Here is an 11974-nt window from a genome sequence, read left to right as displayed (position 1 = left end):
TCTATTTTGCATTGCGATTGGTTAAGTCTTGTAGTTCCATAGTGTAGTTTTCTTTTTGCCATGTTCCGGCATAGCCATAAACTTTCAAAATTTTGAATAGTAAAACTACTATATCCTTCTCGGAAAGAGCATTTGTGCTTTTTGGATTTAGTTTCAAAAGTTGCCAAATTCTATGAAGCTTTTTACCTTCATCGAATATATAATCCAATGTGACCTCAATAATTTCACCTTTATGATATAAAATCCAAATGCCTTTAGCGAGGCTTGCATGATCATAGTCTGGATCAGGAAAACTATATACTGGCATTAGCCAGCAATCCGCATTTCGATCAATAGTCCAATCAAGCTCATTAATAAAAGTCTCATAGTATGGATTATATTTGTAATAAATTCCGCTCAATCCATACTTCTCATCATCCTCTTTGGTAATGATTGCATTTTCAAACGCCACTCTCTCCTCCTCAAGAAATTTTAATAATTTTAGATTTTACGATCGGTTAAGTCTTGTAGTTCCATAGTATAATTCGGCTCCGATTTCCACAAATCACAGTCCCCATATACTTCCAAAATTTCTTTTAACAGGCATAAAATATCTTGCTTATTAAGACTTTGCGTATGATTTGGTTTTAAATCTAGAAGTTCCCAGATTCTGTGGAATTCGTCCGATCGCGTATCCGCTACCTTTTGATCCAACACTACATATATTTGAGTACTATCGCAATATAAGATCCATACGGCTTTTGCAAGCAATGCCCTATCGTAATTCGGATCTGGAAAGCTATAAATTTTTAAAAGCCAGCAATCTAATTGCCTATCTATTGTAAAATTTAGATTTGGCAACTTTGCTCCATAATTATACTTACCATATAGCGCACTCAATCCATACTTCTCATCATCCTCTTTAGTGATGATTGCATTTTCAAACGCCATCTACACTCCTTAGAATTTAAAATTTAGCGTGCAAACAGAAATTTCAAGTGCAAATTTATGCAAAATTTTGCGGCGCAACCGAAACGACAAGCATAGAAATTCTAAACTCGCCGCGTTAAAAGATAGACCGGCAAGCTTACCGCGACCACTAACTCTGCTCGCCGCGGATATATTTGCTTTCGCTAGCCGCGGCAAAGTAAGCGCGACTCGTTAGCAAAGCTAGCGATAAAATTAATCGCAGCAACCCATCCGCAAGAAGCATAACTGCACGATTTGCAGACGGGCTAATAAAGCCAAAGCGAGCCGATTAAAATTTAAGCTTTAGCTTGCGGCGCTTAAAAGCCGATTAAGCTTAGACGCAGTGCGGGCGATGTGCCGCGACACAGCATCTAAGCTTTAAGCTACATTAAGACCGGAATTTTAGTCTTTTGTAGGAAGTATTTCGACGCGCCGCCTAGGAATATCTCCTTTATGCCGCTGTCTGAGTGCAAGCCCGCGACGATGAGGTCGAAATCGCCCGCGTCGGCGTACTCTAGCAGCACCTGCCCCGGGATCTTGCCCTCGACGTTCAGTGCCTCGAAAACGTCGATTTTAATGCTGTGTAGAGCCAGATAATCGCTTATACGGCGCTTCGTTTCGGCAAGATCATCTTGAAGGTAGTGATTTGCGGTAATGACAGTGATAGATTTGGCACGCTGCAAAAGCTCCAGCCAATTATCGAGCGCTCGCGCAGACGCCGCAGTGCCGGTAAGCGAAACTAAAATTTTATCCGCCTTAAACTCCTGCAGCTTGCGCGGTATGACGATGCAAGGCTTGCCGCTTTTAGTGACCGCCGCCTCGAACGTGCCCGTGATAGAGCCCGTAGGCGGCACGGAGACCAGCACCAAATCGCAATATTTGGAGTATTTCTCGACCAGTTCGGAGCGGATGCCTACCATATGCCTCAAAGCGGCGCTATTTGGGACGTGATCGTCGTCGTTTTGATCTAGCCCCAGCTTGGCGCATTCAGCGTCGAAGATAGCTTTGATCACCTCGCGCTCGGCCTGCATCTCGTCTCCTGCGGATTTTAAAAATTCCTCCATCAGCACGCCGCCTTTTAGCGTCATGCGGACGTTGTAGATCATCTTAGGATCGAGCTGGCACGCCATTATGTTTATGTGCGTGCCGAAAAATTTATTCACTAGCAGCGCTCCGTGTATGCGCTCTGCCAGCTCCTCGCCGCCACCGATAGGAAAAAAAATCTTTTTAAGCTGCATCTTTACGCTCCTATTAAAATTTTAAGCTAATTCCAGTGAAATTTTAGTGCCTTTCTGATCGGTCACGCGCACTCGCACTACATCGCCCGCCTTGTAAGGCGTCGTGATAAATTTAGCGCGCAGTAGCCCGTCCACGCCGTCTCGTAGCGAGATGAAGGTGCCGAAATCCAGCACGCTTTGCACTACGCCGTCAAACTCCTCGCCGATCTGAAATTTTACCTCTTTACGTTCGCCGCGCGGCTTGCGAAAATCGCGAGAATTTGAAACTATCGATAAAATTTTCTCTTTCGCGCCCGATACGCCGCTAGCTTTGGCGCCTTGGATCTTAACCTCGCCCTTTTCGCGATCCAGATCGATATTTACGCCGAAGCTTTCGGTGATCTCTTTGATGACCTTGCCGCCCTGACCGATGATGTCGGGGATTTTGCTCGCCTCGACGTTAAAAATTTCAAGCTTTGGAAGCACGTCCCTATTTATAACGATCGCCGCATCCGCTTGCTCCATAAGGCCCAAAATATGCGCGCGAGCCTGCCTTGCCTGCGCGAGAGCTTCTTTTAAAACCTCCAGGCTGATGCCGCCGAGCTTGATATCCATCTGAAGCGCGGTGATGCCCTCATAGGTACCCGCGACCTTAAAATCCATATCGCCGTCGTGATCCTCAAGTCCCATTATATCGGTTAGCACGGCGTGTTTTTCACCCTCAAAAATCAAGCCCATCGCTACGCCCGCAACCAGCTTTAGCGTAGGTACGCCCGCCGCCCGAAGCGATAGCGCGCCGCCGCAGACCGAAGCCATCGAGCTTGAGCCGTTGCTCTCTAAAATTTCACTCACCACGCGGATAGACTGCGGCGAGTTTAGATTGATGCTCGGATACAGCGCTCTTTTGGCTAAATTTCCATGTCCCAGCTCGCGTCTGCCGGGGCTTTTGAGCGGGCTTGCTTCGCCTACGCAAAAGCCGGGGAAGTTGTAGTTAAACATAAATCGCTCGCTGATCGGCTCGAGCTGCGTTAGGCTATCGCTTAGCTGCGCGTCGCTATCGCCGCCCAGCGTAGTTACGACTAAAGCTTGCGTCTGCCCGCGCGTAAATAGGCAACTACCGTGCGCGCACGGTAGGATATTTGTCTCGATACTGATCGGGCGCACCTCATCAAGCGCGCGTCCGTCGGCTCTGCGGCGATCCTCGATGATCTGCGTACGGATGATGCCGCGCTTATACTTGCCGATGACGCTGGAGATCACCTCTTTGCTCCATTCGTTTTGCGCCGCGACCTCGGTCGCTAAAATTTGATCCACGATTTTATTCAGCTCGGTAGCGCGCTCGCTCTTTGCCATCTGATTGATCGCCGCTTTGACGGCGTCTTTGTAGTTTGCGTCGATAAAATCCGCGATATCCTCATCCTCGATCTCGGGCTTGTACTCCAGGCTTGCATCGGGCTTTTTAAGCGGCAGAAAAGCCTCTTCGTAGGCGTTTGAACCCGCACTTATCGCCTTTGCGGCAAAATCGATCGCATCTACCATCAGGTCTTCGCTAAATTCATTCATCTGCTGCGCGTCGCCATTAATCTGCGGCAAAGAGCGCATCTCGATCATCAAAAGCTCATCGCCGACGCCAGCTACGTAAAGATCAAGCACGCTAGCTTTAAGCGTGGAGTTGCTCGGATTTAAGATGAAATTTCCGTTTTCATAGCCTATGCGCACGCCGCAAACGGGCGCCTTAATCGGGATGTCACTAAGATATAGCGCCGCAGACGCCGCATTAAGAGCGACGACTTGCAGATCGACCTCGGGATCCGCCGATAGCACGTAAACCACAATCTGCGTCGGATATGCATAGCCCTTCGGAAAGAGCGGGCGCAGCGAGCGGTCTATGATGCGGCTCGTTAGCGTCTCAAAATCGCCCGGCTTGGTCTCGCGTTTGATGTAGCCTCCGGGGATTCTGCCCGCTGCGTACATCTTTTCGATATATTGCACGGTAAGGGGCAAAAAGTCCTCCTGCACCTGCGTCTCTTCGCGCGCTACGGTAGCGAGCACGACGGTATTTTTCACACGCAAAAGCGCCGCACCCGCGGCTTGCTTTGCGACCTTATTGATATCGAAAATTTCGGTATTGCCATTTACTTCAATTTTGCACTGCATTAATTTTCTCCTTATTTTTGTTGGTCTCGTGAAACGGCAGATAAAGCGGGCATTTGTTTAAAATTTGCATTATCTCCTCCGCGCTTGAGAGCGTTTTTTCTTTGTAATAAAAATCCACGTTCACGAAATCTCTGATCTTGTGAACGGCGTAAATTCCATCTACTAGCATGGCGATCTCGTCCGCATTATCGCTGCCGATAACGGGCGTGGCGTAAAAGATCGCTTTGGCGTTTAAGCTTACGAGCGTCTTTATGCAAGTAAGTGCAGTCAGCCCGCTCTCACACCCCTCATCTACCAAGATGACGTTTTTTTTCTCTAAATTTCCCAAAAGCTCGCCCTTGCGAAATTTATACATATTTTTTAAAATTTTCTCCTCATAAAGTCTGTTTGCCTGTCCGTAAACATAATCCAGGCTGATACCAAAGCTTCGCACGAGCTCATCTACCATTACGATCTCTTGGGTTTCGCTTACGCACGCGATCGCGCATTCAGGATTATTTGGCGCTAAAACAGGCTCAGTAAATAAAAACTCATAAGCAAGCCCGAGTTTTAGAGCAAGATGGTTTGCGATAGGAAGCGACTCCAAAGACTGAGCGATTATTAGAAAATTTTCGTTTTTGATCACGGTAGCGGGTAAAATTTCTGCGAGTTTCATCGCGGCATCGATTTGGTTTTCAAACATCAGCTCGGCTCTAGGCGTCATTATTTTTCACTTCCGTATTCACTATCTACCGAAAAATCATACCCCACTCCGCCGAACGGATAGAAATTTACGAGAAAGTAAATTCCGCGCTCCTTGCTTGCTTTACTATAGCCCGTCATACTGGTATTTTTAGGCTCAATATCCTCTTGATACACAAAAGAGTAATTCCAGCACTTGCGCGTATGAGAAAGTCCCACGCGCCACATTTTAGAATAAGATCGCTCCAAGTCGTAATCCCAACGCCCAAAAATTTTATTATTCCTAGGTAAATTTACCGAAGCGTTTACGATGCCGTAGTTATCTTTCGTATAGCGTTTAGGCTCCATGCTTAGCTTTTCGTATTCGTAAGCGTGACTAAGTCCAAAGCTAAAGTCTTCGTTGGAGTAGTTGGCGTAGGTATAGACCTTATCGAAGCTTTTATATTTATGCGAGTAGGTAAAGCGGTTTCCGATATTTAATCCATTTGCAAAATACGCATCGATGCGGTGTTCTAAATCGTCGAACTCATGATCGTCGAAGTCATATCGCTGCTTGACGCTATGGCGTAAAAATTTACGTCCGTCTTCATTATAGAAAAACTGCGTCATACTTAAAGCTGCATTTTCGTGGGTGTATTCGTCACTAAGCTCACTTAAGAAGTTATCCTCCCAATAAAGCGAGTCTTGCAAGTTACCTAGCCGCGAGCGATCTACTGCGCCGCGAGCAAGGTCGTATTTATACTGATGATACTTTAAAATTCTATCCTCGATGTCGCCTTGCTGCCAGCTTGGAATTCTAAAATCCGCTCTCCAGCTCATCGTATGATACAAGCTATCGTAAGCCCTGGCTACGTCGGTGTAGAGCGAAAGCTCGGTGTATTGATTAGCGTAGAAAGTGCTTTTATCCTCGCCAAGATCTCCGTTTGCGTAGTAGAATTTATCGTGCCAATCGATATTGGTCATATACACTCGCTCGGTAAAGGCGAAATTTAAATAATCCGCCAGTAGCGGTGTGCTTATACTGATCGGCACGTCAAACTCGTATTGGCGAGCAGTCGCGCCCTCCCATCTGGTATAATTACGCGCCTTCGCATCAAGCGAATAGATCAAATTTGGCAGCCCCAAATCATTGCTAAATTTATGATATTGCAGCGTCGGAAGCTCTTGGACGGTATCTTCGTTGCGGAAAGTATTATCGGCGTTTAGCTTGCTCGTATCGATGTAGTAGCGTCCGTAAGCGCCGAAATAGTGCTCGTCGCCGGTCAAATAATAATTCAGCCGTGAAGTTACGAGCGAGTTATCCGCATCGTCGCTAAGGCCGCCCTTTTGTTTGAGATCGTAATACTCCAAATCGTTTAGCTGGGTAAAATCGATCCATAAATTTTCGCGCAGATCGCCGTCTAGCAGATAGGTCACAAGCTTGCTACGATCGTATTGCACTTCAAAGCCGTGATGGCGCTCGTTTTTGTATTCGAGGCGTTTTTGCGCCCGCGAGAAGTTATCGAAAACTCCACCTCTAATCTCGCCGTAAGAATACGGCGACTCCGTAAATCGAAATGTCCCGTATACGCCAAAGCCCCTGCGCGTGCGCACCTGTGGATCGAGCTGAAAATCCCAGCTATCGTAAGGCGCGAAATAGATCGGCTGCTTATAATAAATCCCCTCCTTACTGATATAACCGGCCTCGGGAGGCAGCAAGCCCGTACGGCGCGTGCGATCAGTCGGGAAGCCGAAATACGGCAGATAGAGCACCGGTACGTCGCCCACATAAAATCTCGGATTAAAAAGATGGAGGAATTTGCTCTCTTTATTTAGCATGCCGCTGCTAAATTTGATGCGCCAATCAGGATCGGTGACGTTGCAACTAGATACGCTGGAGCCCTCCACGCGGTAATACTCACTGTCGCTGCAGCTGGCGTCGTTTTGCATCCAAAGCTCGGAGTCCTTATCCATCATAAAATTTACATCGGCTTGCTGCTTATCGTTTTTCAGATCGATTTTGACATGCTGCGCACGCGTAGTCTCGCTGCTACCGCGCATCGCATTGACGTTGCCGAAAAGCTCGATAATGCCGTTTTGCTCGTCATAGGTAGCACGATCGGCGGTGATAAAGTAATCCTGCGAATACACCGTTACGTTGCCGCTCGCCTCCGTCAAAAAGCCGTTCTTCTCGACATTATCTGCTATAAGCTCGACGTCTTGGACCTTTGCACTCGCACTACTTGCTAAAAGAGCGCTAAAACTAAGCGCTAGAATTTTAAATTTTTTACTCTTTTTCAATCTCTACCACCAATGTTTTCGCCGCCATATCATGCAGGCTCTGTCGCGAGTTCGTAAAAAACGCCACCAAAAATCCCATATAAAATATCGTCTCGCTTATCACCCGAACCGCTGCGCGAATCGCCGCCGTAGCGATATCCATAGAGCTGCCGTCAACGCGGACGCAATAAATTTTAACCGCGAGCTTACCTAGCGACGCGCCGTACAGATAGACGAAAATCATATGATATAAAAATTTTATTATCGCGTAATGCAAAATAAATTTCGACGCGATCTTTTGTACCTCAAGATTGCTTCCGCTCTGCGCCGCTGCGACAAGCTCTGGCTCGTCGATAGCAAATAGCACGACCACAAAAAGCGTTACGCTCACAGCTTCGTCGATACTAAACGCGATTACGCGCTTGCTAAGCGAAGCGACGATCAAATTTTATCTCTTAAGGCTTGGTGCGCGATATCGCGCCTATACTGCGCGCCGCTAAATTTTATATTTTCGCACAGCGCATAAGCCGCATCGCGCGCCTGCTTTAAGCTCTGTGCGACGCCCACGCTTACCAAAACGCGCCCGCCGCTAGCGTAAATTTGCCTCTCCCGCTCGCTCACGCCCGCATAGCAGATATGCGCGCCCGCAGGAATTTCGCCGACCTCGATCAAAGCAGGCTGCGAAGAGCCGTAAGGGTAGCGCTCGCTAGCGATCACGACGCCCACCGCGAATCGCTCTTTTAAACTTATGCTGCTTAGCTTGCCTACGGCGGCGTTGTATAAAATTTCGCTCAAATTTCCGTCAATTAGCGGCATCAAAACCTCGCACTCAGGATCGCCGAAGCGGACGTTGTACTCCAGCACGTAAGGCTCGCCGCCCACGATCATAAGCCCCACGAACAGCACGCCGCAAAATGGCGCGCCCTGCTGTTTCATCCCTTTTAGCGTGGGTGCTACGATCTCGCTTTCTACTCTTTTTATCAGCGCGGCATCCGCTAGCGGGCTTGGCGCATAGGCTCCCATGCCGCCGGTGTTCGGGCCTAGATCGCCGTCAAGCAATTTTTTGTGATCCTGCGCTACGGGCAGGCTTACAAAATTCTCCCCGTCGCAAATCGCAAAAAAGCTCAGCTCGTAACCATCTAAAAACTCCTCCACGACGACGCGCTTGCCCGCTTCGCCGAAGCTTTCGCCGCTTAGCATATCCGCCGCGGCTTTTTTGGCTTCATCTTTGGAGTTTGCGATGATGACGCCCTTGCCTGCGCACAAGCCGTCCGCTTTGACCACTATGCGGCCGTTTAGAGTATCGATAAATTTTGAAATTTCGGATAGATCGTCGCTGCTTAGGAATTTTGCGGTTTTAATGTGATTTCGCGCCAGAAAGTCCTTCATATAGGCTTTAGAGCCCTCAAGCTTCGCCGCAGCAGCGCTGGGGCCAAATATCGCAAGACCTTGCGCTTTAAAAATATCCACGATACCTTTTGTAAGCGGCTCTTCGGCGCCTACGACGGTAAGGGCTACGTCGTTGTTTTTGGCAAAGAGCGCGAGTTCATTAAAATCTTTTAAATCTAAATTTTTACCGAACGCCTTTGTAGCGCCGTTTCCCGGAGCAAAATACAGATTTAAAACGTTTTTATCCTCGCGAAGTCTTAGCCCGATCGCGTATTCTCTACCGCCACCGCCAATTATTAGGATATTCAATGAAGCCTCCGTAACGTAAAAAACCCAAGTGAGCGTTGCGTAAAAAGAATCGGCTCAAACAAAGCCAATCTTGCAACTAGGAAAAATCTCTAGGTCGCAACCCGTAACTTTAAAAAAAGCTCGAGCCGAGCCGCGTCACACGGACCTCTCACGTCGTCGCTTATACAAATATGTTGAACCCTCATATAAAACGCTCTCGCTTCACCCAGGCTTGGGCAAAATTATAGTCAAAATTTGCTTAAACTATGGCAAAAGCGCCAGATCGACGCAGGATTTTATCGACCTTCTTTCGCAGATTATCGGCTCGCAAAACTCGCTCAAAAAGCTCGCCGTCGTCTTACCGATACAGATCGCCTTGTAGCTCCCGTCCCAGCCGAAATTTGCGGTAAAGCCGCGCACGTTTTTAGGAGAGGTAAAAATCAGCGTGCTGCCTTGCGGCGGCTTTGCAGCGGCAGGCAGGCTGAGAATGGAATTTTCGTAGGCGATCATGCTTTGCAGCCGCACGCCGGCGCTAGATAGAATTTGCTCCAACTTCGATACCGTCTCGCGTGCGCGCAGATACAGCGCGTATGCGCCTTGCAAGAACGGCGCGATCTCCGCGGCAAACTCATTTCCGTGCCCGTGCCGCGCCGTATAGATATCGCGAAATCCAAACTCGCGCGCAGCCGCAGCGCACGGCTCGCCGATAGCGTAAACGGGCGTATCTAAATCAGGCGAAATTTCATTAAATTTTATCGCCGCCACCGCATTTTTGGAGGTAAAAATTAGCGCGCTCGCCTGCGCAGGCAGGCTAAATTTGAGAAATTTTATCTCGCAGACCGCAAGCTGCCTCACCTGCGGATGATCAAATTTCGTATTAGACACCAGATATATCAAAACGCCCTCCATGTTTAAATTTGCTTGAGCCTCGCCCCTGCCTTCACGACGCGCAGAAACGAAAAAAATGCCGCTTCATTTGCTTTGATTAAATTCCATTCGCGCCTTATCGATTACGTGCACACCGTTTAACGCTTAAATTTACTTCGATTAAATTCCGCTCTCGAAAAATCCGATCCGCCGTCATTAATCTTTGAGTTTAAAATTTAATTCCGCTTTGCTCCGTCCTCGACGTCGATTAAAACCCGCCCGCAAAGTCTGCTCGCGCTTTTCAGTCGAGTTTAGGCAACCTAGCGGCGGCACGCTTTTTTAAAATTTTATCTCACTGCCTAAATTTGCAACCAAGCACTCCATTTTGCGCTGGCTCGGTATTTTAAATTTAACTTTATAACCTCAAGCGCCCGCTCTAAAGCTAGCTTAGAGTGCGCTATCATTTTTAAATTTGCGCAGTAATTACCTGCGGCGGGTGCTTAAAACACCGTCGCGAGGCCTGCTCTGCACGCAGCAGACGTATTACATAGCTCGCCGAATTTTAAAATTTAAAACCGCGGCTATGAAATTTCAAAGCTACGAGCGCTAAATTTTAAAATTTCGCCGTACTTAACCCCTTAAATTTACCCTTTCAGCCACTCGTTTAAAATTTCAATCTGCGCCATTACGCTCTCATTTGCCGTGCCTCCTTGCGACTTGCGCGCCTCCTTAGAAGCGTTTAGATCAAGAAATTTAACCGCATCGCCACCCAAGCTTTCATCCACGCTTGCAAGCTGCTGCGCATTTAGCTCGCTCAAATCTAGACCCAAATTTTCCGCATACGCCACGGCCTTGCCCGTGATGAAGTGCGCCCGGCGAAAGGGCACGTTTTTCTCCCGCACCAAAAAGTCGGCCAGATCGGTTGCCGTGAGGTGCCCGCGGCGCGTCATCGCTAGCATATTTTGCTCGTTAAATTTAGCCGTTTTTAGCATCTGTTTTAAAATTTCAAGGCTCGCAAGCGCGGTAGCGACGCTATCAAAAACGCCCTCCTTGTCCTCCTGCATGTCCTTGTTGTATGCTAGCGGCAAGCCCTTCATCACCGTTAGCAGCGCGACGAGATTGCCGTTTACGCGCCCCGTTTTGCCCCGTATGAGCTCGGCGACGTCGGGGTTTTTCTTCTGCGGCATGATCGAGCTGCCCGTGCTGTACGCGTCGCTGATCGTGATGAAGCCGAACTCCTGCGAGCTCCACAAGATTAGCTCCTCGCACAGGCGCGACGCATGCGTCATCAGCACGCTTACGTTAAACAAAATCTCCAGCGCAAAATCGCGGTCGCTGACACTATCCATCGCATTTGGCGTTACTCCCGCAAAACCTAGCTCTCGCGCGACCAGACCGCGGTTTATAGGGTGCGGCGTGCCGGCAAGCGCAGCCGAGCCCAGCGGGCAGAGGTTGTTTCGCTCGCGCGAGCTGGCAAAGCGCTCGTAGTCGCGGCGAAACATAAACGCGTAAGCCAGCAAGTGATAGGCAAGGCTCACTGGCTGAGCGTGCTGGAGGTGCGTGTAGCCGGGCATTAGCGTGCCTGTATGCTCGCTAGCTATATCTCGCAGAGCTTCTACTAGTTCGCGGATCTTTTCGGCGATTGCAGAGCCGCTTTTAAGCACGTAGAGGCGAAAATCAAGTGCGACCTGATCGTTTCTGCTACGCGCCGTGTGCAGCCTACCGCCAAGATCGCTTCCGATGAGCTCGCTTAGGCGCTTTTCGACCGCCATGTGGATGTCCTCGTCGGCGGTTTTAAACTCAAATTTACCGCTTTTTATCTCCTCGAATACGGCATCAAGCCCCGCGACGATCTTTTCGCTCTCGTCAGCCTTTAAAATCCCGCAGGCGCCGAGCATTCTTGCGTGAGCCTTGCTGCCTGCGATATCCTCCTGCCAAAGCGCCCTATCAAAGCCGATCGAGGCGTTGAACTCCTCCAAAAGCGCCGAGCTCGCCTCGCTAAAGCGCCCTTCCCACATTTTTTTCACGCTCGCTCCTTCGTTTAAATTTTCGGTGATTTTATAAAATTTTAAATCTCGCCGCACAAGATTTGCGGGCGAGAAAAAAGGCTAAAGCGCGGTAAATTTCTAAAAAATGCGCGTACCGCGCTTTCGCACTCGGTTTGGAAT

Annotated in this window: 10 protein-coding genes; all 10 read right to left on the bottom strand. The window is 48.7% G+C overall.

The genetic code is table 11. The features are described 5' to 3' along the window. Window position 1 precedes the first annotated feature (1 nt). The 10 genes from CGRAC_RS00520 to argH all read right to left on the bottom strand — a co-directional run bounded on the left by CGRAC_RS00520 (window position 2) and on the right by argH (window position 11824). The gene (locus CGRAC_RS00520) at window positions 2–451 is read right to left on the bottom strand and encodes a hypothetical protein (protein WP_005871527.1); all 450 of its coding nucleotides are present in this window, start codon (window positions 449–451) and stop codon (window positions 2–4) included. Window positions 452–480: 29 nt separating this feature from the next. Further along, entirely contained in the window at window positions 481–930 is a 450-nt protein-coding gene (locus CGRAC_RS00515) for a hypothetical protein (protein WP_005871528.1), read from the bottom strand. Window positions 931–1331: 401 nt separating this feature from the next. Next, window positions 1332–2186, bottom strand: coding sequence for a universal stress protein (locus tag CGRAC_RS00510; protein ID WP_005871532.1), 855 nt, complete (start codon window positions 2184–2186; stop codon window positions 1332–1334). Between the two features lie 21 nt (window positions 2187–2207). Next, window positions 2208–4322, bottom strand: coding sequence for a polyribonucleotide nucleotidyltransferase (locus tag CGRAC_RS00505; RefSeq protein ID WP_005871534.1), 2115 nt, complete (start codon window positions 4320–4322; stop codon window positions 2208–2210). After that, the gene (locus CGRAC_RS00500; RefSeq protein WP_005871536.1) at window positions 4306–5025 is read right to left on the bottom strand and encodes a phosphoribosyltransferase family protein; all 720 of its coding nucleotides are present in this window, start codon (window positions 5023–5025) and stop codon (window positions 4306–4308) included. Before CGRAC_RS00500 ends, CGRAC_RS00505 begins: the two co-directional genes overlap by 17 nt. Further along, the gene (locus CGRAC_RS00495) at window positions 5025–7283 is read right to left on the bottom strand and encodes an LPS-assembly protein LptD (RefSeq protein WP_005871537.1); all 2259 of its coding nucleotides are present in this window, start codon (window positions 7281–7283) and stop codon (window positions 5025–5027) included. The genes CGRAC_RS00500 and CGRAC_RS00495 overlap by 1 nt, the downstream gene beginning before the upstream one ends. Beyond that, window positions 7270–7707: an RDD family protein gene (locus CGRAC_RS00490; RefSeq protein ID WP_005871538.1), complete on the bottom strand. Its 438-nt coding sequence runs from the start codon at window positions 7705–7707 to the stop codon at window positions 7270–7272. The genes CGRAC_RS00495 and CGRAC_RS00490 overlap by 14 nt, the downstream gene beginning before the upstream one ends. Then, a complete protein-coding gene (gene purD / locus CGRAC_RS00485; RefSeq protein ID WP_005871539.1) occupies window positions 7704–8960 on the bottom strand; it encodes a phosphoribosylamine--glycine ligase in 1257 nt (418 codons plus the stop codon). The genes CGRAC_RS00490 and purD overlap by 4 nt, the downstream gene beginning before the upstream one ends. A gap of 243 nt (window positions 8961–9203) precedes the next feature. Next, complete coding sequence (locus tag CGRAC_RS00480; protein ID WP_081451729.1) at window positions 9204–9836, bottom strand: uroporphyrinogen-III synthase; 633 nt, start codon at window positions 9834–9836, stop codon at window positions 9204–9206. Between the two features lie 614 nt (window positions 9837–10450). Beyond that, complete coding sequence (argH, locus tag CGRAC_RS00475; protein WP_040304040.1) at window positions 10451–11824, bottom strand: argininosuccinate lyase; 1374 nt, start codon at window positions 11822–11824, stop codon at window positions 10451–10453. Window positions 11825–11974 lie beyond the last annotated feature (150 nt).

The sequence above is a fragment of the Campylobacter gracilis genome, from assembly GCF_001190745.1.
GTDB lineage: Bacteria > Campylobacterota > Campylobacteria > Campylobacterales > Campylobacteraceae > Campylobacter_B > Campylobacter_B gracilis.
Note: the sequence above shows the minus strand (reverse complement) of the source record. Positions and strands in the feature narration are given on the sequence as shown.

Coding starts and splice junctions, on each gene's coding strand:
- CGRAC_RS00515 (WP_005871528.1), bottom strand. CDS start 930: ATGGCGTTTGAAAATGCAATCATCACTAAAGAGGATGATGAGAAGTAT.
- CGRAC_RS00510 (WP_005871532.1), bottom strand. CDS start 2,186: ATGCAGCTTAAAAAGATTTTTTTTCCTATCGGTGGCGGCGAGGAGCTG.
- CGRAC_RS00505 (WP_005871534.1), bottom strand. CDS start 4,322: ATGCAGTGCAAAATTGAAGTAAATGGCAATACCGAAATTTTCGATATC.
- CGRAC_RS00500 (WP_005871536.1), bottom strand. CDS start 5,025: ATGACGCCTAGAGCCGAGCTGATGTTTGAAAACCAAATCGATGCCGCG.
- argH (WP_040304040.1), bottom strand. CDS start 11,824: ATGTGGGAAGGGCGCTTTAGCGAGGCGAGCTCGGCGCTTTTGGAGGAG.